An 18,386-nucleotide genomic window follows, 5' to 3' on the forward strand; every position below is an offset into this window, starting at 1 on the left:
CTGGCCTACTCCACGTCGATGCCGTAGTCCTGGACGAGTTCTTCCAAGCCGCCCGTGTATCCCTTGCCTCCGAGGACGAAGTCCCAGTCCCCGTTGGACCTCCGGCGGAAGGAGCCGAGTACCAAGGCGGTCTCACCGGACCGGCCGTCGGAGACCTCAAGGCGTCCCAGTTCGGTCATCCCCGGATCGGGGAGCCGGATACCGGCGGCCTGGCTTTCGTGGAAGTCCCGCTCGCCGTGGAGGTAGAGGTGTCCGGCGAGCGTCAGCCTCGCGACGACATTTGTACAAGACTGATAGCGGGCAGCGCAGGCATCGTCCCGTACATGCGACATGACGACGTCACGCACTTGCACGGGATGCATGTGGTCCACTATGGCCCGCTGCAGGCGCCGCCGCTGGTGCTCATCCACGGATCGGGACTCTCGGGCGGCTCCTGGAGCCCGGTGGTGCCGACACTCGCCGACCAGTACCACGTCATCCGAGTCGACCTCCCGGGTCACGGCCAGTCCTCGCCCGCGCCGTCGTACGACGTGCCTGAGCAGGCGAGCCGCTTGGCCGCGGTGCTCGACGAGCTCGGCCTTCGTCCGGTCACCGTGGTCGGCCACTCCAGCGGTGGATACATCGCCACCGCGCTTGCCGAACAGCGCCCTGACCTGGTTGGTTCGCTCGCACTGATCAGCAGCGGTCCGAGTCCCGACGCGCTCCTTCCGCAGCCCGTCCTCCTTCGGATGCTGATTGCCCCGCCGCTGGGCCCGCTCCTCTGGTCGATCCGCTCGGACGCGATGCTCCGCAGGGGGGTGACCGCGGTATGCAACCGCCCGGTGGACGTCCCTGACGACCTGGTCGCCGAGGTCCGGGGCATCGGCTATCGCACGTTCAGGAAGGTGCTGCGCCGAAACACCGCGTACATCGCCGAGCGGAGCGTGTCCGAGCGCCTCACCGCCCTCGACGTCCCGGTCCTGGTGATCTTCGGCGCTGCCGACCGCCGCTGGGATCCTTCTTCGGCACACCACTACGACACGGTGCCGAACGCGCGCGTCGAGCAACTGCCCGACGTCGGACACCTCCCTATGTTCGAAGCACCGGAGGCGACAAGCGAGTTGCTGCTGGCCTTCGCGGCGGCGGGCCGTTGACACCGATCGCTACCCTGGTGCTGTGTGGGCCACAGAGTCACCACCTGACTGGACGTCGGTGGAGGTCGCGATCCCGCGGCAGTCAGAGCGACTGCCCGGGATCAGCATGGCCGGGTTCGGTCAACGTGTCCCGGCGCTCGTGGACATCGCCATGGTCGCGCACCCATCGGTCACCCTGTTCGTGGACCTGCGCGAAGGAGACGGCCTCGTCTACGACGCCCACGGCCGACGCGAACGCGGCAGCGTGGTCGTAGGACTGATCCCGGGCGACCTTCGGATCAGCGGCCGGACGGCCGAGGCAGGCCAGTGCCTCCAGATTCGGTTGTCGCCGGACGTGGCGGCTGCAGTGCTCGGCGCATCGACCGAGCTTGTCGGGACCGTGGTCTCCCTGGAAGATGTCTGGGGGCGCGACGCCGGGCGAGTCGAGGACAGGCTGCGCGCCGCCACGTCGTGGGACGAACGGTTTACGATCGCGGCGGATGTCCTTGGCCGACGGCTGGACGCCCGCCCGCCGCTCGATCCGGAGATCGCGGCTGCCTGGTGGCGGATGCTCACCAGCCGGGGACGGGTGCGGGTCGACAGCCTGGCGAACGAGGTGGGATGGAGCCGTAAGCGCCTATGGTCCCGCTTCCGGTCCCAGATCGGCCTCACTCCCAAGCGCGCCGCCCAGCTGGTGCGCTTCGACCACGCCGCCCACCTTCTCGCAGCGGGTGACGCCACCGCTCGGGTGGCGGCCGCAAGCGGCTACGTCGACCAGTCCCACCTCCACCGCGAGGTCAAGGCGTTCACCGGGGTGACGCCCACCGCCGTGGCCGCTGCGCCGTGGCTCGCGATCGACGACGTCGCGTGGCCGACTTCGTTCGCCTACCTGCCGCCGTCACCGTCTGCGTTTCGTCAGGTCCCGGCGACGTGAGCACAGGTTCCACGAACGGAGCAGGCGGCGGCCCTCAGCACGTGCCCGGACGAGAATCGGACAGCACGAACGAGGTCCAACTCGGCCCGGGCGCCCCGTATCAGCCGCGGCAGCCAGAAGTGTGTGGCACCCAGTCCCGACACCCTGCGCGGGTACCCGACTACGGCGTGGCCGCCGAGAACGGTGTCGTTCCGGCGTGCGGTGCGAACGGGGCCCCGGACGAGGCCGTCGACGAGTTCCGCCAGGCATTCGGGACGTAACGGAAAACCAGCTCCACGGACGGCCCGAGCCCACCGACGGCCGCGGTGGGCTCGGGCCGGTTCGGTGAGGACGGCGTCCATGGGGTCGTGGCGGTCGAATGACCGCACGGACCCTTGCCCTGATGCCGGTGTGATGCGAGGTGACGGGCATGGTTGCGTCCACGGGCCGGGCGCGCGGATCCGTCGGCACCGTTGCGCGGCCGGACAGCGGAAGCCAGTGCTCCGCCTTCCGTGGGATGCCGGATCGCGCGAGACTGCACCATGGCATTCCTGGGACGGCCGTCGCCACCTCCGCCGCGGGGACCGGCCAATACCCTCAGCGGGCACGGCAGAGCGGTGAACGCGGTGGCGTTCAGCCCGGACGGACGGCTGCTGGCGTCCGGAAGCAGCGACAGGACCGTGGTCCTCTGGGATGTCACGGATGCATCCCACCCGGCCCGGGCCGTCGGCCTCACCGGCCATCACAGAGCGGTGAACGCGGTGGCGTTCAGCCCGGACGGACGGCTGCTGGCGTCCGGAAGCACCGACTGGAGCGTGATCCTCTGGGACGTCACGGACCTGGCGAACCCGACCCGGTCGGCGGTCCTCGTCCATGAACGCCCCGGCTGGTTGTCACGCGACGGCTGGCGGCAAGGCGGTGTCCACGCGGTGAGTTTCAGCCCGGACGGACGGTTCATCGCCTGCGCCAGCGACCGCACCGTGGTCATCTGGGATCTCTCCGACCTGGCACGGCCGAGTCGGTGCGCCCGTGTCACCCACCATCGGCATGTCTGGCAGTCAGGTCCCGTCATATCCGTGAGGTTCAGCCCGGACGGACGGTTACTGGCCTCGGGTTCCGACGGCGCCAGGAACACCGGCGTCCTGTGGGATGTCAGCGAGCCGACCCATCCGGTACGAACCGCCGTCATCCGACCGCAGGCCCGCGATTGGCCCAAGGCGTTGTCCGCGGGCGGGGCGCCGGCCGTCCACTCGGTGGGATTCCGTCATGACGGACGGCTGCTGGCCACCGCTAGCGGGGATCTGGGCGTCGTCTCGGGCACCTACGGGTCATGGCGGCAGGGAGCCGTCACGGTGTGGGACGTCACCGACCCGGCACATCCCGTGCGGACGGGCACCGGCACCCTGCCCCTGGCCAGTCGCGGGGACACGGGGCAGATGTACGCGGTGGCGTTCAGTCCGGACGGCCGGTTGCTGGCCTCCGGATGCGAGAACGCGGCCGTGACCCTGTGGGACGTCACCGACCCCACGCACCTGACCCCGGCCGCCCATCTCACCGGCCACCGCAAGGCCGTACGGGGTGTGGCGTTCAGCCCGGACGGACGGATGCTCGCCGGCTGCGGTGTCGACACCACGGTGAGGCTGTGGGAAACGAGCTGACGGTGCGCGCCGATTCCCGTGCTTCGAGGGCCGGGCAGGCCTTCCGGCACGGCCGGGACGGCGTACTCCCCTGACATCGGAGGCCGCCATCCGCGACGGCCGCTTTCCCGCCGCGTGGAGGCCTGACCGCATGACGTGGGTCATCAATGCGCGTTCAACTCCACCAATTTCGCATTGTGCAGCCTGTTGCGTATCAAGCAATGACCGGGCCATGATTGCCGCGCTCGACGCGGTATTCGAACCTCGTTGCCGCCCCGCCGTGCTCCGAGGGGACGGAGCGGTCACGGGGCGTTCCACTCTCCTCAAGGGAGGCCAGATGACACCACGCAGGGGAAGACGGCTCGGCCTGTCGGCGGTGATGAGCGCGCTCGTGGCGCTGCTGATCGCGAGCGCCGTCGGGCTGTGGCCGCCTCAGGAGGCGACGGCGGCGGGCACGGACGGGAAGGCCGTGGCGGCCCAGCTGCAGCACTGGCCCGCTCCGGTCGCCGAGAAGCTCGGCCAGGTCATCGAAGAGCACGCCCACCAGGGTGCGTACGCGGTCTTCGACGCCGACAACACCACCTACCGGTACGACCTCGAGGAGTCGCTGCTCCCCTACTTGGAGATGAAGGGGAAGCTCAAGCGCTCGACGATGGACCGGTCCCTGAGGCTCATCCCGTTCAAGGACACGAAGAACCATCAGGAGAGTCTCTACAGCTACTACAACCGGCTCTGCGAGATCGACGACCAGGTCTGCTACCCCTGGGTTGCCCAGATCTTCTCCGGATTCACGCTGAAGCAGCTCAAGGGCTACGTCGACGACCTGCTCGCATACGGCAAGCCCATCCCGGCCGAGTACTACGTCGGTGACCAGCTGACGAAGACCCAGGTGCAGCCGCCGCAGTTCTACCGGGGCATGCAGGAGCTGTACCAGGCCCTGCGGGACAACGGCATCGAGGTCTACGTCGTCAGCGCCGCCAGTGAGGAGTTGGTCCGGGACGTGCTGTCCGACCCCGAACACGGCTACGGCGCCAAGCCGCAGAACGTCATCGGCGTCTCCATGCTGCTCAAGGACCCGGTCACCGGGAATCTCACCACCGCCCGCAAGGAGATCGCCGAGGGCCGCTACGACCCGCACGAGCTCGCGAACGACAAGGTGACCCCGACCCTGTGGGCCCCGCTGACCTGGTTCCAGGGCAAGCCCGCCGCCATCGACACGTACATCGACCAGTGGCGCAAGCCGATTCTGGTCGCGGGCGACACCCCGGTCAGCGACGGCCCCATGCTCTTCCAGTCCACCGACGTGGAACACGGCGGGACCCGGATCTGGGTCAACCGCAAGGACAAGTACCTGACGCAGATCCAGGACATGCAGAAGGCGAACGCGGCCCGGCAGGAGGAGCTCGGCCAGCCGGTGACAGCCGACAAGAACTGGCTCGTGGTCAAGCCGGACGAGATCCGCTGACGTACAGCCGCAGCACACGGATCTGGTCGGTGCGACGGCCGCGCTCGGCGCACCGCCCAGGTTCGCGGTCCCACTCGCAGGCGTGATCGACTGCGGAGTCCCGGCCGGCGGTCGGCGGTCGCCTTCCGCCGGGCCGTTCCGTCGTCAGCCCTGTGTGCGGGTCGGCAGTCGCCAGCCCGGGCGGGGGAAGTGGCAGGTGTAGCCGTCCGGGTAGCGCTGGAGGTAGTCCTGGTGCTCGGGCTCGGCCTCCCAGAAGGGGCCGACCGGCTCCACCTCGGTGACGACCGCGCCGGGCCACAGGCCGGAGGCGTCCACGTCCGCGATCGTTTCCTCGGCGATCCGCTTCTGCTCGTCGTCCACGTAGTAGATCGCCGAGCGGTAGCTGAGGCCGATGTCGTTGCCCTGGCGGTTCTTGGTGCTCGGGTCGTGGATCTGGAAGAAGAACTCCAGGAGTGCGCGGTAGTCGGTCTTCTCGGGGTCGTAAAGGATCTCGATGGCCTCCGCGTGCGTACCGTGGTTACGGTACGTCGCGTTCGGCACGTCACCCCCCGTGTATCCGACCCTGGTCGCCGTCACGCCCGGGAGCCGGCGGATCAGCTCCTCCATCCCCCAGAAGCATCCGCCCGCCAGCACGGCCCTCTGCGTCTGCGCAGCCATTACGGCCCCTCCAATGTCGTTCAGCTCGGTCCCTCGGGCTGCTCGGCTCACTCACCACCGGCATCCCCTGGCCTCTGTTCTCAACGCCCGGGGGCTCCTGACGATTCCGTGCGGGCACGGCGCGCTTCACCGTCGTACCGGAGCCTCGATCGCGAGGACGCGGTCGCGCAGGACGGGGAGCTCGGAGCGGATGCGGGTGACCTCGCAGAGGGCGAGGTCCACCGTCACCGTCTCCTCCGTGGTGCGGGCCTGGCCCAGGACCGTCCCCCAGGGGTCGATGACCATGCTGTGGCCGGCCTGGCGCATGTCGCCGTGGGTGCCCGTGGCGCAGCAGGCCAGGAGGAAGACCTGCTCCTCCAGGGCCCGGGTGCGGGTGAGGAGCTGCCAGTGGGTGAGCCGGGCCGCGGGCCAGGCCGCGGGGACCGCGATCAGTTCCGCGCCCGCGTCGAGCAGGCCGCGGAAGAGTTCGGGGAAGCGGAGGTCGTAGCAGGTGGCGAGGCCGATCACCCCGAGGTCGGTGGGGACGGTCACGATGTCGTCGCCGCCGCCCATCAGGGTCGCCTCGCCGGTGTCGAAGCCGTACCGGTGGATCTTGCGGTAGCGGCCGCGCAGGTCGCCGGACCGGTCGAAGAGGAGTGCGGTGTTGTACAGGGTCCCGTCCCCGTCCCGCTCGACGATCGACCCGGCGTGGAGCCACACCCCGGCCTGCCGCGCCGCGGTGGACATGGCCTCGGCGGTGGGGCCGTCGAGGCCCTCGGCGTCGTGGTCCCAGCGGTCGTACGACCAGGCGCCGGCCGCCCACAGCTCGGGCAACACCACCAGGTCGTCGCCCGCCCGGTCGCGGACCAGTGAAGCCGCCCGGCGGCGGCGCTCGTCGGCGGAGTCCGTCGAGTCCACGGACAGCTGGATCAGCGAGGCACGCATGGCTGTCACCTCCGGGACCGCTTCGGCACGGTCCAAGGGAAGGGGTCCCGTACGAGGGCGTCCCCTGCGAGGGCGTCCCCTACGAGGGCGTCCCCTACGAGGGCGTCCCCTGCGAGGGTAAGGAGCCACCCGTGTATCCCGCGCCCGGAGCAGTGCGCGCCGGGCGGCGCCCGGATCAGTTGCCCCTGGAGCTGGGCAGGAGAGCTGAGGCGCGCCGCACGGTTTCCGTGAGCGTCCGCCGCAGGTCGGTCCGTCGGTGGGTGCGGATCCGGCGCCAGGTCGTCCGGGGGCAGGGACCCTGCGGGGTGGCCTTGAGGAAGTCGCGGTACGGGACGTGCCGCGGGGGCAGGCCGATCTCCATCCAGTGGGCGTCCTTGGAGGAGTTGAAGGCCCAGCCCTCGCCGGGGATGCGGACGTGGTCCGCGCGGTCGTCCTTGTTCTGCGAGGTGATCTGAAGGACCTTCGCACGGGTCAGTCCGCGGCCGACGACCACGCAGTAGTGGCGGGCCGTCTCCTCCCGCTCGCGGAACGGCACCATCGCCAGCCAGACCTCCCCCGGCAGGGGCCTGCCGCGCTCCCAGCGGCGCAGCAGCCGCCGGAAGGCGAAGGCGGTCGCGCCCGCCGCGAGGCACTCGATGCCGGCCTCGAGGCTCCAGTTGCCGGTGTCCATCTTCTGCCGCAGCCACAGGGCCTCGGCGAGACAGAGCCCGAGGAGCAGCAGCCCGCAGCCGACGGCATCCGGCAACCGTCCCGGTCTGCGGCGGCCCGCGGACCAGGCGATGGCCGTGGCGGTGAGGAACGAGACGAGCACCAGCAGGGTCGTCTCGCCGAAGTCGAGGCGCTGCGGGGGCGTCTGGGCCGCCATCAGGTCGTACATCCAGACCGGCATGACAAGGAACTCGCCGACGACGACGAGGAAGAGCACGATCCCCAGGCAGCCGAACACGCGCTTTCCCCCAGTCGTCCGTCCTCCTGGGACGCTATCCGGCCCCGGAAACCCTGACGTCAGTAGATCTACGTACCCCCGCTACTGCGCCCGGACGCCGTGCCGCGCCCAGGAATTCGGTTGCCGTCGTCGCGTCGGCGCGGGCTAATACCCCCATGGCTGACATTCACGGCTCGTACGACGATCTGTTCTCGGCGGTGCCCGGTGCGCTGGCCGCGTTGCTGGACGGCGGGGACGTGGGCGGCTCGGTGGCCGTGTTCGTGGACGGCGAGGCGGTGGTCGACGTCTGGGGCGGGTTCGCCGACGCGGAGCGGACGGTGCCGTGGCAGCGGGACACGATCGTCAACGTCTATTCGGTGACGAAGACGATGACCGCGCTGTGCGCGCTGGTGCTCGCCGACCGGGGTGAGCTGGACCTGGACGCGCCGGTCGCCCGGTACTGGCCCGAGTTCGCCGCGGCGGGCAAGGAGGGCGTGCTGGTCCGGCATCTGCTCGCGCACACGGCGGGTCTGCCGGAGTGGGACGGGCCGGTGGCGGAGATCTACGACTGGCCGGCCGCCACGGCCCGGCTCGCCGCGCGGGCGCCCGACTGGGAGCCGGGCAGCGCGGCCGGGTACCACTCGCTCACCCAGGGATTCCTGGTCGGAGAGGTCGTGCGGCGGATCAGCGGCCGCAGCCCGGGCGCGTTCTTCGCCGACGAGATCGCCGGGCCGCTGGGCGCGGACTTCCACCTGGGGCTGGGTGCGGAGCACGACGGGCGGGTGGCGCTCACGGTGCCGCCGCCGTCGCAGGACGAGGAGTACGCCGCGAGCGCGCCCGACGCCCCCGCGGGCACCGGCGGGACCCCGCTCCGGGTCCGGGACGGGAACAGCGTGGCCTGGCGCCGGGCGCAGATCCCGGCCGCGAGCGGCTTCGGCAACGCCCGTTCGGTCGCCCTCGTCCAGTCCGTGATGGCCTGCGGGGGCACGGTCGGCGGGGTACGGCTGCTGTCGTCGGCGGGCTGTGCCCGTGCGGGGGAGGAGCAGTTCGACGGCGAGGACCGGGTGCTGGGCCGGCCGATGCGCTGGGGGCTGGGCTACGGACTGTTCGGCAGCACGTTCGGCTGGGGCGGCTGGGGCGGCTCGCTGGTGATGATCGAACCCGAGTCGCGGATGACGGTGGCGTACGTGACGAACCAGATGCGCGAACCGGCGCAGGACACCCGGGGGCTGGAGGTGGTGATGTCCGTCTACGACGGGCTCAAGGGGCTGCGCGCCTGACGGGAACCTGATCGGGGCCGGTGCGCATCCTGATGGGCATGAGTACCGACACGCTCACGGACCTGGGCACCGGCCCCGCCGCCGACGCCGACGCGGCCGACGAGGGGTGGCGGATCGCCTCCGCCTCCGTCGCGCTGCTCGCCGTCGGGGTGCTGATGGCGTACGGCTTCAATGTGTTCGAGGACCGGCACGCCGCCGCCGAGCTGGACGCCTGCCGTACGCTGCCGAACACCTGGCCGATGTATGCGGCGGCCTGCGCCGGGCTGCTCGCCACCCTCGCGTCCGTGGCGCTCGCCGGACGGCGGCTGCTGCTGCCGCGCCGCCCGCGCGGGCCGGTGCAGATGGCGGGGATGGTGCTGCCGGCCGGGGTCCTGCTGCTCGTCCTCCAGGCCATGATCGTGTGGTCGGTGTTCCAGCCGGCGTCGGGCGGAGCGCTCGACTGCCTGCGCTGAACCCGGGCGGCGAAAGGGCGGCGAAAGGGCCCCGGGCGGGTACGCCCGGGGCCCTTCGCGTACGACCGTCAGATCGTCGCCGTGTCGATCACGAACCGGTACCGCACATCGCTCGTCAGCACCCGCTCGTAGGCGTCGTTGATCTCCTCCGCCGGGATGACCTCGATCTCGGCGCCGAAGCCGTGCTCCGCGCAGAAGTCCAGCATCTCCTGGGTCTCCGCGATGCCGCCGATCATGGAACCGGCGAGGGTCTTGCCGCCGCCGATCACCGAGAACAGGTTGAGGGAGATCGGCTCCTCGGGGGCGCCCACGTTCACCAGCGCGCCCTCGGACTTCAGCAGCGACAGGTAGGCGTTGAAGTCCAGCGGGGCCGAGACCGTGGAGAGGATCAGGTCGAAGCTGCCGCGCAGGTCCTGGAAGGTCCGCTCGTCGCTGGTGGCGTAGTAGTGGTCGGCGCCCAGCTTCAGGCCGTCGTCCTTCTTGCGCAGCGACTGCGACAGCACGGTCACCTCGGCGCCGAGCGCGTGCGCGATCTTGACGCCCATGTGGCCGAGGCCGCCCATGCCGAGGATCGCGACCTTCTTGCCGGGGCCGGCGTTCCAGCGCTTGAGCGGGGAGTACGTGGTGATGCCGGCGCACAGCAGGGGGGCGGCGACGTCGAGGGCGAGGCCGTCGGGGATGCGGACGGCGAAGTTCTCGTCGACGACTATCTTCTGGGCGTAGCCGCCGTAGGTGGGCTCGCCGTCCTTGCCGATCGCGTTGTACGTGCCGACGCTGCCGCCGGTGCAGTACTGCTCCAGGCCGGCCTTGCAGTTGTCGCACTCGCGGCAGGAGTCGACAAGACAGCCGACGCCGACCCGGTCGCCGACGGTGTACTTGGTGACGCCGGGGCCGACCTCGGAGACGATGCCCGCGATCTCGTGGCCCGGGACCATCGGGAAGATCGCCTCGCCCCAGCCCTCCCGGGCCTGGTGGATGTCGGAGTGGCAGATGCCGGCGAACTTGATGTCGATCAGGATGTCGAACTCGCCGACCGGACGGCGCTCGATCGTCGTGCGCTCCAGCGGAGCCTTGGCGGCGGGTGCGGCGTACGCGGCAACGGTGGTCATGCCGGGGATCTCCTAGAGGGGGGTTCGTCGTCCCGGCCTGCCTTCCGGCCGGGGCACGGTGTACAGCCTGCCGCACCCCGGGGGATCCACCCAGGCCACGCTTCTGCGTACGTCTGCCGTGCCTACCACTGGCGGGGTCAGGATGCTGGTCGTACGACCGTGAATACTGGACGCATGGACGAACAGCCCGATTCCACCGGACCCGCCCTGGACCGGCGGGCCGAGCTGAGCGAGTTCCTGCGCACCCGGCGGGCCCGGCTCAAGCCGGAGGACGTGGGGCTGCCGGACTTCGGCCGGCACCGCCGCGTACCGGGGCTGCGGCGCGAGGAGCTGGCGCAGCTGGCCGGGGTGTCGGTGGCGTACTACACCCGTCTGGAACAGGGCAACGGGCGGAACGTGTCGGCGGAGGTGCTGGACTCGATCGCCCGGGCGCTGCGGCTGACGGACGCCGAGCACGCGCACCTCACCCATCTCGCGAAGCCGAAGCACAAGAAGAAGCAGGCCGCGCGCCCGCAGCAGGTGCGGGTCGCGCTCCAGCAGCTGATCGACGCGATGGACGCCGTACCCGCGTACGTCGTCGGGCGGCGGGCGGAGGTCCTCGCGTGGAACCGGATGGCGGCCGCGGTGTTCGGCGACTGGGCGGAGCTGCCGCCGGCGGAGCGGAACTGGGCGCGGATGGTGTTCCTGAAGCCGGAGTACCGGGACCTGTTCGTGGACTGGGAGCAGAAGGCGATCGACATCGTCTGCGCCCTGCGCATGAACGCCGGCTGCTATCCCGACGACCCGCGCCTGTCCGCCCTCGTCGGTGAGCTCTCCGTCAAGAGCGAGGAGTTCCGCCGGCTGTGGGCGACCCACGACGTGAAGGAGAAGAGCCACGGCGTGAAGCACCTGCGGCATCCGCTCGTCGGCGAGCTCTTCCTCAACTTCGAGGGCCTCAAGCTCGCGGACGACGGCGACCAGACGCTGGTGACCTACCACGCGGAACCCGGCTCCGCCTCGGCGGAGGCCCTGCGCCTGCTCGCGGCGTGGGGGACGGACGCGACGCGGGCCGGCTCTCAGTCCCCGTCGACGTCGCCGTCGCCGTCGCCGTCGGCCTGATACGGCGGAGCAGCCCCCCACCCCCACCGGGGCACCGGCTGCTCGGCGGGCGGCACGGCGTCGGGCCCGGAGAAGTACACCGCGAGCCGGGTGCCCCACTCGACGTAGGCGAGGAACGCGGACCGGAACTCCGCGTCCGTCGGCAGACCGGCCTCGTCGGCGGCGTCCTGGACCAGATTGACCCAGCGCCGCCGCTGGGCCTCGGTGATGCCGAGCCCGAAGTGCTTGGCGACCATGTGGCTGTGACCGCCCTGGGTGAGGGAGTAGGCCTTCGGCCCCCCGAACACCTCCCCGAACCAGAGGGCGACGTGCTCGGCGTGCTCGGGGGCGAGCCCCGCGAAGACCGGGGCGAGCAGATCGTCCTCGACGACCTTGGCGTAGAACGCCTCCGTCAGCCGGGCGAACGCCTCCGCCCCACCCGCCCACGCGTACGGCGTCGGCACGGCGGAGCCCTCTCCGCGCACCGCCGTCGCCTTGTAGTGCCGCATCTCCTCTATCGCGGCGACGTACGGCCGGATCTCGGCGAGGAAGGCCGGGAACAGGTCCGACTTCCGGAACCCCTGGAGGTGGTCCTCCGTGGACGTCCAGGTGATCCGCAGGATGAAGTGCTCGAAGTCCTCCTCGCAGCGGGCCAGTTCGTAGTCGACGCAGTGCGGGGAGGCCGCGAGATGGACCGCGGCGCGGGTGTAGGCGGCGAGGAACTCGGCGGACCGTTCCTCGGGAATGCGGTAGCGGATGTACTCGACCGTCGTGCCCGTCGTGACCGTCGTGGCTGCCTCGGGTGCCGTCATACGCCCACGCAAGCATGAGTGGGCCGGCGGAGGCTGTACTTCCGGGGGTGTGTTCGCTCAGCGCTCACTGATGGCCGCGAGGAAGGGGGACCAGGCGGTGGGGGTGAGGAGGAGGACGGGGCCGTGGGGAAGCTTGGAGTCCCGGACGGGGATGAGGTGGGGGAGGTTGGCGGCGACTTCGACGCAGTTGCCGCCATCACCGTTGCTGTAGCTGCTCTTGGTCCAGAGCGCGTCACTCAAGTCGATCCGGTTGCTCGCCATGTCGGAAGTCCTCTGCCGCCGCCTTGATCATCGCCAGGGACGTCTCCGGTGACAGCGCGACGGCCCTGAGCCGATCGTATGCCTTGCGGTACTGCTTCACGAGGGCCGGATCGTCGATGGTGTCACCGCTGTACGAAGCCTCGGTGTAGACCAGCGGCGGCGCGTCCGGGAAGGTCATCACCATGACGGAGGCGGCCATCAGGGGATACGCGCCGCACGTTCGCGGAACGATCTGCGGAGTGATCCGATGCCTCTCGGCCAACTCCACGATCCGGTCCAGTTGTTCGGCCATCTCCAGCGGCGGCAGGATCGGCTCCGTGATCAGCGACTCGTGCAGGATCACCCAGTACTCCGGGGTTGAGTGATCCTCCTCGAAGAGGCGGGCTCGGGCCAGTCGGGCCGTCACCTTCTCCTCCACCCACTCGTCGAAGGCCGCCGGGTGGGCCGACCGGACCAGCGTCCGTGCGTACGGGGCGGTCTGGAGCAGTCCGGGGAAGGTGATCGGACACCACTCCTCAATGGACTCCGCGTGCTTCTCCGCCTCCAGGACCTTCTCGAAGTACGCAGCGTGCGGACCCCTCCGGGCCTTCCGTACGTCCTCACAGTGCCGCTCGAAGAACCCGTCGGTCCCCAGCACCCGATCCGCATGCCGGGCCAGATCGATCGGCATCCTCCGCTCCCCGTGCTCGATGTCGCTCAGGTACGTCTTCCCGTAGAAGCTGCCTTCGAGGAACGCATCCAACGACAGCCCCGCCGCCTCCCTCTTCCACCGCAACTCCTTGCCGTAGAAGGTCGGAACGCTCATCGAGCCGTCAATGTCCTTGCCCCGGGCCACCGCTCATCCTCCTCCGCCGTACGGATCGCGAACGCGAAACCTCTTTCACGGTAGCCACCGGGGAAGCATTCTGTGAGCGTTTCGTCACAGTACGCACAGGAGAGCCCGTGGCCACCCCCGACGACTCGATCGCCTGCGTGGAGGAACTCCGCGCCGCGCTCGCCCTGCACGGCATCACCCTGCCCTCGCTCCGGATCGACCTGCCGACGTTCACGTCCCCCTACCGCCAGACCCTCGTGGCACTCGGGAACTGCAACCCCGCCACCGCCCGCGACCTGGCCGCCCTCCTCAGGAAGGCCGCCGACCGGTGACCTTCGAACTCAGCCTCCTCGCCACCCCGAAGTCGGTCCCCGAACTCCGCGACCAGCTCCGCCGGCACGGTCACGACGTACGCCTCTGCGTCAGCGAGCTGCTCACCAACGTCATCGACCACCTCGGCGAGGGCACCCCGGTGACGGTCCGCGTCACCGGCACGTCGTACGGCCGTACCCGCATCGAGGTGACGGACCCCGACCCCCGCGCCCTGCCCGTCCTCCTGCCCGCGACCACCACCGAGGAGTCCGGTCGAGGCCTCGCCCTGCTCGACGCCCTCGCGGAGAGGTGGGGCGTCGAGCGGGGGGCGGGTCGCAAGACCGTCTGGTGCGAGGTGCAAGAAGCCCGAACCCCCCGGAACACACCGCAGTGTGCCGGGGGGCCAGGTCGGGCCGAGTCGTCGAGTCACCGCGTCACGAAGACGCCGCGTTCTCCTTCACCGTGATCTTGCCCTTGCGGATCGTCGCCACCCGCGGAGCCTTCTTCGCGATCGACGAGTCATGGGTGACCATGATGAAGGTCAGCCCGTGCTCCTTCCACAGGCGCTCCAGCACGTCCATGATCTCGTCGCGCATCCCCTCGTCGAGGTTGCCCGTCGGCTCGTCGGCCAGCAGCACCTTCGGCTGCTTGACCAGCGCTCGCGCAATCGCGACGCGCTGCTGCTGGCCGCCGGACATCTCCGAGGGGAGGTGGCCCAGGCGCTCACCCAGGCCCACCGACTTCAGCGCCTCCGCCGCCCGCTCGCGCCGGTCCTTGACCTTGACGCCCAGCGGGACGAGGGCGGTCTCGACGTTCTCCTGGGCGGTGAGCGTCGGGATGAGGTTGAAGGACTGGAAGACGAAGCCGATGTTCTCGCTGCGGACCTTCGTCAGCCTGGCCTCGGAGAGCTTCGCGAGGTCGGTGCCGTCGAGGACGACCTCGCCCTCGGAGGGGCGGTCCAGGCCGCCGAGCATCTGGAGCAGGGTGGACTTGCCGCCGCCGGTGGGGCCCTGGATGACCAGGCGGTCGCCGTCGGCGATGGTCAGGTCGACGCCGTCGAGGGCGTGGACGATGTCCTTGCCGCGGGTGTAGCGCTTGGTGACGCCTCTGAGTTCGTACATGGTGGGGTCAACTCCCTGAGTTGGTATGGGGCTTGGCGGGACTACTCGACTCGGCGCAGTGCGTCCGCCGGCCGGAGCCGCGACGCCCGCCAGCCGCCGAAGGCGCCGGCGATCAGGCCGCCCGCCACCGCCAGGCCCACCGCGATGGCCACCGTCGTCACGCTGACCGGTGCCGTGAGGGCCACGTCGAGGGTCTTGGACGCCGCGCGGCCGGGGCCGCCGAAGCCGCCGCCACCGCCGGGGCCGCCCTGGCCCATGCCGCCGCCACCGCCGCCGCCCAGGGAGGCTTCCAGGGTGGGGCTGACGGCCGTCACGGCGTACGCGCCGGCGAGGCCCAGGGCGATACCGAGGGCGCCGCCGAGCAGGCCGTTGACCATGGCCTCGCCGATGACCTGGCCGGTGACCCGGCGGGACTTCCAGCCCAGGGCCTTGAGCGTGCCGAACTCACGGACGCGGCGGGAGACCGCGGAGGAGGTGAGCAGGCCGGCGACCAGGAAGGCCGCGACGAGGACGGCGATGGACAGCCACTTGCCGACGTTGGTGGCGAGGGAGGAGGCCGTGGAGAGGGAGCCGGAGACGGTGTCCGCGAGGTCGGCGGAGGTCGTCACCGTCGTACCCGAGACGTTCTTCTGGATCGCCGACTTGACGCTGTCGATCTTCTGCGAGTCGGTCGCCTTGACGTAGATCGTGGTGACCTTGTTCTTCGAGTCGCTGATCGTCTGGGCCTGGGTCAGCGGGATGTAGACGTTGGCGGCGGAGTCGCCGCTGTCGGCCGTGGCGACGCCGACCACCTTGAACTTGACGCTCTTGATGGTGACGGTCGAACCGACCTTGAGCTTCTTCTCCTTGGCGTACGCCGAGTCGATGACGGCGACCTTGGCGTTCGTCTCCGAGGCCTTGAAGGCACGGCCGCTGGTGATCTTGGAGGAGGTCAGCGGGCCGAGGTCGGGCCGGGCGACGTCGGTGCCGAAGACGGAGTAGTTGTTGACGTCGAAGTTGGCGCCGCCGCCCTGCACTTCACCCTGCGGCTGGCCGCCGCCCTGACCGCCGCCGGGGCCGCCCTGGGTGCCGCCGTTGCCGTTCTGCTGGAACTGGCCGCGGGTGAACTGGCCGCTGACCTTGATGACCTGGAGGCTCAGTCCGCCGACGGCGTCGGAGACACCGCTCTGCTTGCCGACCTTGGAGACGGTGGAGGTCGCGAGGGTCTGGAAGCCCTGGACCAGGACCCGGTCGGTGCTCTGCTCCTCGTCGGAGTCGTTGTCCTGCGCGTCGAACTGGAAGCGCGGGCGGTCCGAGGCGCTCGCGGTGGGCGAGGCGGCCTTGGTGACCGTCATGTCCGTACCCAGGCCGTACAGGGACTGCAGGACCTTGTCCTGGGCCTTCCCCATGCCGGAGGACACGGAGGAGACCACGATGACCAGCGCGATGCCCAGCGCGAGTCCGGAGGCGACGACGAGGGCCGCCTTTCTGCGGCGGCGCAGCTCGCGCCTCAGGTAGGTGAAGAACATGCGCCGCAAGGTAGATACGGCGTGTGATGACTCCATAAGGCAGAAATAAGAGAAGCATGAGAAGGCTGTGGTTGACCCCGGAAACACCGATGCCGCCCCTGGGGGCGGCATCGGAAAACTCTGAGCTGACCAGGGATCAGACGGCCGAACCGGCCTTCCACTGGGCCCAGTCCATGTTCCAGCCGTTGAGGCCGTTGTCCGGGGCCACCGTCTTGTCGCCGGTGTTCTGGACGATCACGACGTCACCGATGATCGAGTTGTTGTAGAACCACGCGGCCGGCGTGCTCGCGTCGTTGGCGCCCTTGGTGTCCGAGAGGCCGACGCAGCCGTGGCTGGTGTTCACCGCGCCGAAGATCGACTTCGCGCCCCAGTAGTTGCCGTGCACGAAGGTGCCGGAGGTGGTCAGGCGCATGGCGTGCGGGACGTCCTTGATGTCGTACTCGCCCTTGCCGTCGGAGTCGGTGAAGCCGACCGTCGCGCCGTTCATCCGGGTCTCCTTGAACTTCTCGGAGATCACCATCTGGCCTTCGTACGTCTTGTTGTCGGGCGAACCGGCGGAGATCGGGATGGTCTTGACGACCTTGCCGTCCTGCGTGACCTTCATCTGCTTGGTCTGCGCGTCGACGGTGGTGACCTGGTTGCGGCCGATCTTGAAGGTGACCGTCTTCTGCTGGACGCCGACGACACCGTTGGCACCCTCGACACCGTCGAGCGCCAGCTTCAGCGTGACGGTGGAGTTCTCCTTCCAGTAGTCCTCGGGACGGCAGTCCATGCGGACGGTGGAGAACCAGTGGCAGACGACCTCCTGGCCGCTGCTGGAGGTGACGGTGATGCCCTTCTGCACGTCCGCCTTGTTGGTGATCTCCTTGTTGAAGTTGATCGAGACGGGCATGCCGACGCCGACGGTCGAGCCGTCCTCGGGCGTGAAGTTGGCTATGAAGCTGTTGTCCGGGGAGACCGTGGTGAAGGACGCGTTCTCATGGGCCTCCAGGCCCTTGGAGTCCTTCGCGCTGGCGGCGACCTTGTAGGTGGTCGAACGCTCCAGCTGGACGTTCGGCTTCCAGCTGGTCTTGTCGGCGGAGAGCGTGCCCTCGACGGCGGTGCCCTCGGCGGTGGTCATCGTCACCTCGGTGAGCGTGCCCTTGCTCACCGTGACGGCCGCCGAGTTGTTGATGGAGGCGTTGTTCGAGCCGTCCGCGGGTGTGATCTTGATCTGTGCCTCGGAGGACTTCTTCGCCGCCGCCTCGTCGGCCTTGGCCTGCGAGGAGCTGTCCTTGCCGTCCGAGGCACTGCTGTCGCCGCTGGAACACGCGGTCAGCATCAGCACACCGCCGAGCAGTGCGGACGCCGTCATCAGACCTCGGCGCCGCCTACTGTCCGTCATCACACGCTTCTCCATCGTTGCCGATTCCCTGAAACCCCGAGAGTCCCCGTTAAAGAACTTAAACGCTGCGACCGGTTGGCCCCGTTCCACATTCTCCGAATGTGTGGGCCACGCCACGTCCACGCGGGCGGTGGGACCCGCCCGGGACGGGTGGTGCGGTGGTCGGTCCACGCGTCCGCTGAGACGGCGAAACCGCGGAGGGCGGTTGCCCTCCGGGGGCATGTAATTCCCCCGTCGCCTTACTCGTCCTCGCCATCATCCTCGTACGGACCCCACTCAGGCGAGTCCGGGTCGTAGTCGATCTGTTCCGTGGACCAGGAGGCCTGTTGCAGCTCCACCCCGGGCACCTCGCTGACCAGGTCGAACGGATCCACGAGAGAGGCGATCGCCTCGGCGGTGTCTTCCGTCACAGCGCTGCGGGCGTGAACGCGCTCGGCGTCCGGGAGTTCGGGATCGTCCTCGATCCGCGCGACCGCCGCCCCGGTCAGCGCGTCCGGGTCGTGCACCTCGACCACCAGATCCACCCGGACCCGTACAAAACGTGATGTCTCCTCGGCACTCATGCCCGGAGCGTACGGCTCACAGCTCCCGCAACTTTCCCGCGACCCGCGCCTTTCACTAGC

General features: G+C 69.8%; 21 protein-coding genes. 9 read left to right on the plus strand and 12 right to left on the minus strand.

Features of this window, described 5'->3' with window-relative positions:
* Positions 1-5 precede the first annotated feature (5 nt).
* A complete protein-coding gene (locus AQJ64_RS50735; protein ID WP_342342290.1) occupies positions 6-362 on the minus strand; it encodes a TerD family protein in 357 nt (118 codons plus the stop codon).
* Between AQJ64_RS50735 and AQJ64_RS14010 the strand changes: the two genes are divergently transcribed.
* The 4 genes from AQJ64_RS14010 to AQJ64_RS14025 all read left to right on the plus strand — a co-directional run bounded on the left by AQJ64_RS14010 (position 324) and on the right by AQJ64_RS14025 (position 5,127).
* Positions 324-1,133 (plus strand): alpha/beta fold hydrolase, encoded by an 810-nt coding sequence (locus tag AQJ64_RS14010; protein WP_055634752.1) that lies wholly within the window; start codon positions 324-326, stop codon positions 1,131-1,133. The two genes, AQJ64_RS50735 and AQJ64_RS14010, sit on opposite strands and share 39 nt — an antisense overlap.
* Before the next feature lie 106 nt (positions 1,134-1,239).
* The gene (locus AQJ64_RS14015; protein WP_055634751.1) at positions 1,240-2,046 is read left to right on the plus strand and encodes a helix-turn-helix domain-containing protein; all 807 of its coding nucleotides are present in this window, start codon (positions 1,240-1,242) and stop codon (positions 2,044-2,046) included.
* 521 nt (positions 2,047-2,567) lie between these two features.
* Complete coding sequence (locus AQJ64_RS14020; RefSeq protein ID WP_079061645.1) at positions 2,568-3,683, plus strand: WD40 repeat domain-containing protein; 1,116 nt, start codon at positions 2,568-2,570, stop codon at positions 3,681-3,683.
* Between the two features lie 316 nt (positions 3,684-3,999).
* Complete coding sequence (locus AQJ64_RS14025; RefSeq protein ID WP_240512682.1) at positions 4,000-5,127, plus strand: HAD family hydrolase; 1,128 nt, start codon at positions 4,000-4,002, stop codon at positions 5,125-5,127.
* Positions 5,128-5,271: 144 nt separating this feature from the next.
* On the opposite strand, the gene msrA is transcribed toward AQJ64_RS14025, so the two are convergent.
* The 3 genes from msrA to AQJ64_RS14040 form a co-directional block, all read right to left on the minus strand.
* On the minus strand, positions 5,272-5,784 hold the full coding sequence (msrA, locus tag AQJ64_RS14030; protein WP_055634727.1) for a peptide-methionine (S)-S-oxide reductase MsrA: 513 nt from the start codon (positions 5,782-5,784) through the stop codon (positions 5,272-5,274).
* A 126-nt stretch (positions 5,785-5,910) separates the two neighbouring features.
* On the minus strand, positions 5,911-6,708 hold the full coding sequence (locus tag AQJ64_RS14035) for a carbon-nitrogen family hydrolase (RefSeq protein ID WP_055634726.1): 798 nt from the start codon (positions 6,706-6,708) through the stop codon (positions 5,911-5,913).
* Between the two features lie 175 nt (positions 6,709-6,883).
* Positions 6,884-7,654, minus strand: a complete 771-nt coding sequence (locus tag AQJ64_RS14040) for a hypothetical protein (RefSeq protein ID WP_055634725.1) — start codon at positions 7,652-7,654, stop codon at positions 6,884-6,886.
* Between the two features lie 155 nt (positions 7,655-7,809).
* On the opposite strand from AQJ64_RS14040, the gene AQJ64_RS14045 reads away from it, so the two are divergent.
* Both AQJ64_RS14045 and AQJ64_RS14050 read left to right on the plus strand, forming a co-directional pair.
* Entirely contained in the window at positions 7,810-8,913 is a 1,104-nt protein-coding gene (locus AQJ64_RS14045) for a serine hydrolase domain-containing protein (protein ID WP_055634724.1), read from the plus strand.
* 38 nt (positions 8,914-8,951) lie between these two features.
* Entirely contained in the window at positions 8,952-9,365 is a 414-nt protein-coding gene (locus AQJ64_RS14050; protein WP_159060287.1) for a hypothetical protein, read from the plus strand.
* Between the two features lie 68 nt (positions 9,366-9,433).
* Here AQJ64_RS14050 and AQJ64_RS14055 read toward each other — a convergent pair whose 3' ends face one another.
* Positions 9,434-10,474 (minus strand): NAD(P)-dependent alcohol dehydrogenase, encoded by a 1,041-nt coding sequence (locus AQJ64_RS14055; RefSeq protein WP_059202668.1) that lies wholly within the window; start codon positions 10,472-10,474, stop codon positions 9,434-9,436.
* A gap of 174 nt (positions 10,475-10,648) precedes the next feature.
* Between AQJ64_RS14055 and AQJ64_RS14060 the strand changes: the two genes are divergently transcribed.
* Positions 10,649-11,572 (plus strand): helix-turn-helix domain-containing protein, encoded by a 924-nt coding sequence (locus AQJ64_RS14060; protein WP_059202669.1) that lies wholly within the window; start codon positions 10,649-10,651, stop codon positions 11,570-11,572.
* On the opposite strand, the gene AQJ64_RS14065 is transcribed toward AQJ64_RS14060, so the two are convergent.
* Genes AQJ64_RS14065 through AQJ64_RS14075 form a run of 3 tightly spaced genes read right to left on the minus strand, consistent with a single transcriptional unit; the run spans position 11,530 to position 13,429 of the window.
* Entirely contained in the window at positions 11,530-12,363 is an 834-nt protein-coding gene (locus tag AQJ64_RS14065; RefSeq protein WP_059202670.1) for a group II truncated hemoglobin, read from the minus strand. The genes AQJ64_RS14060 and AQJ64_RS14065 overlap by 43 nt on opposite strands.
* Positions 12,364-12,420: 57 nt before the next feature.
* Positions 12,421-12,624, minus strand: coding sequence for a DUF397 domain-containing protein (locus AQJ64_RS14070; protein ID WP_059202671.1), 204 nt, complete (start codon positions 12,622-12,624; stop codon positions 12,421-12,423).
* Entirely contained in the window at positions 12,596-13,429 is an 834-nt protein-coding gene (locus AQJ64_RS14075) for a helix-turn-helix domain-containing protein (protein WP_055637305.1), read from the minus strand. Before AQJ64_RS14075 ends, AQJ64_RS14070 begins: the two co-directional genes overlap by 29 nt.
* A gap of 137 nt (positions 13,430-13,566) precedes the next feature.
* Between AQJ64_RS14075 and AQJ64_RS14080 the strand changes: the two genes are divergently transcribed.
* Together AQJ64_RS14080 and AQJ64_RS14085 are read left to right on the plus strand one after the other, a co-directional pair.
* The gene (locus AQJ64_RS14080; RefSeq protein WP_055637302.1) at positions 13,567-13,770 is read left to right on the plus strand and encodes a hypothetical protein; all 204 of its coding nucleotides are present in this window, start codon (positions 13,567-13,569) and stop codon (positions 13,768-13,770) included.
* Complete coding sequence (locus AQJ64_RS14085) at positions 13,767-14,216, plus strand: ATP-binding protein (protein WP_055637301.1); 450 nt, start codon at positions 13,767-13,769, stop codon at positions 14,214-14,216. The genes AQJ64_RS14080 and AQJ64_RS14085 overlap by 4 nt, the downstream gene beginning before the upstream one ends.
* On the opposite strand, the gene AQJ64_RS14090 is transcribed toward AQJ64_RS14085, so the two are convergent.
* From AQJ64_RS14090 to AQJ64_RS14105, 4 genes are all read right to left on the minus strand, one after another.
* A complete protein-coding gene (locus AQJ64_RS14090) occupies positions 14,185-14,871 on the minus strand; it encodes an ABC transporter ATP-binding protein (protein WP_055637300.1) in 687 nt (228 codons plus the stop codon). The genes AQJ64_RS14085 and AQJ64_RS14090 overlap by 32 nt on opposite strands.
* A gap of 41 nt (positions 14,872-14,912) precedes the next feature.
* Entirely contained in the window at positions 14,913-16,379 is a 1,467-nt protein-coding gene (locus AQJ64_RS14095; RefSeq protein ID WP_055637299.1) for an ABC transporter permease, read from the minus strand.
* 136 nt (positions 16,380-16,515) lie between these two features.
* Positions 16,516-17,778, minus strand: a complete 1,263-nt coding sequence (locus AQJ64_RS14100; RefSeq protein WP_206189839.1) for a L,D-transpeptidase — start codon at positions 17,776-17,778, stop codon at positions 16,516-16,518.
* 224 nt (positions 17,779-18,002) lie between these two features.
* Positions 18,003-18,326 carry a hypothetical protein gene (locus AQJ64_RS14105; protein ID WP_055637298.1) on the minus strand — a complete coding sequence of 108 codons (324 nt, stop codon included), beginning with the start codon at positions 18,324-18,326 and terminating at the stop codon, positions 18,003-18,005.
* Positions 18,327-18,386: the final 60 nt, after the last annotated feature.

Source organism: Streptomyces griseoruber (assembly GCF_001514205.1).
GTDB lineage: Bacteria > Actinomycetota > Actinomycetes > Streptomycetales > Streptomycetaceae > Streptomyces > Streptomyces griseoruber.

Excerpts from the sequence above, each read along its gene's own strand:
- AQJ64_RS14020 (WP_079061645.1), top strand. The coding sequence starts at position 2,568 with ATGGCATTCCTGGGACGGCCGTCGCCACCTCCGCCGCGGGGACCGGCC.
- AQJ64_RS14025 (WP_240512682.1), top strand. The coding sequence starts at position 4,000 with ATGACACCACGCAGGGGAAGACGGCTCGGCCTGTCGGCGGTGATGAGC.
- AQJ64_RS14060 (WP_059202669.1), top strand. The coding sequence starts at position 10,649 with ATGGACGAACAGCCCGATTCCACCGGACCCGCCCTGGACCGGCGGGCC.
- AQJ64_RS14050 (WP_159060287.1), top strand. The coding sequence starts at position 8,952 with ATGAGTACCGACACGCTCACGGACCTGGGCACCGGCCCCGCCGCCGAC.
- msrA (WP_055634727.1), bottom strand. The coding sequence starts at position 5,784 with ATGGCTGCGCAGACGCAGAGGGCCGTGCTGGCGGGCGGATGCTTCTGG.
- AQJ64_RS14075 (WP_055637305.1), bottom strand. The coding sequence starts at position 13,429 with ATGAGCGTTCCGACCTTCTACGGCAAGGAGTTGCGGTGGAAGAGGGAG.
- AQJ64_RS14095 (WP_055637299.1), bottom strand. The coding sequence starts at position 16,379 with ATGTTCTTCACCTACCTGAGGCGCGAGCTGCGCCGCCGCAGAAAGGCG.
- AQJ64_RS14015 (WP_055634751.1), top strand. The coding sequence starts at position 1,240 with ATGGCCGGGTTCGGTCAACGTGTCCCGGCGCTCGTGGACATCGCCATG.
- AQJ64_RS14055 (WP_059202668.1), bottom strand. The coding sequence starts at position 10,474 with ATGACCACCGTTGCCGCGTACGCCGCACCCGCCGCCAAGGCTCCGCTG.
- AQJ64_RS14010 (WP_055634752.1), top strand. The coding sequence starts at position 324 with ATGCGACATGACGACGTCACGCACTTGCACGGGATGCATGTGGTCCAC.
- AQJ64_RS14070 (WP_059202671.1), bottom strand. The coding sequence starts at position 12,624 with ATGGCGAGCAACCGGATCGACTTGAGTGACGCGCTCTGGACCAAGAGC.
- AQJ64_RS14065 (WP_059202670.1), bottom strand. The coding sequence starts at position 12,363 with ATGACGGCACCCGAGGCAGCCACGACGGTCACGACGGGCACGACGGTC.
- AQJ64_RS14090 (WP_055637300.1), bottom strand. The coding sequence starts at position 14,871 with ATGTACGAACTCAGAGGCGTCACCAAGCGCTACACCCGCGGCAAGGAC.
- AQJ64_RS14035 (WP_055634726.1), bottom strand. The coding sequence starts at position 6,708 with ATGCGTGCCTCGCTGATCCAGCTGTCCGTGGACTCGACGGACTCCGCC.
- AQJ64_RS14045 (WP_055634724.1), top strand. The coding sequence starts at position 7,810 with ATGGCTGACATTCACGGCTCGTACGACGATCTGTTCTCGGCGGTGCCC.
- AQJ64_RS14105 (WP_055637298.1), bottom strand. The coding sequence starts at position 18,326 with ATGAGTGCCGAGGAGACATCACGTTTTGTACGGGTCCGGGTGGATCTG.
- AQJ64_RS50735 (WP_342342290.1), bottom strand. The coding sequence starts at position 362 with ATGCATCCCGTGCAAGTGCGTGACGTCGTCATGTCGCATGTACGGGAC.
- AQJ64_RS14100 (WP_206189839.1), bottom strand. The coding sequence starts at position 17,778 with ATGGAGAAGCGTGTGATGACGGACAGTAGGCGGCGCCGAGGTCTGATG.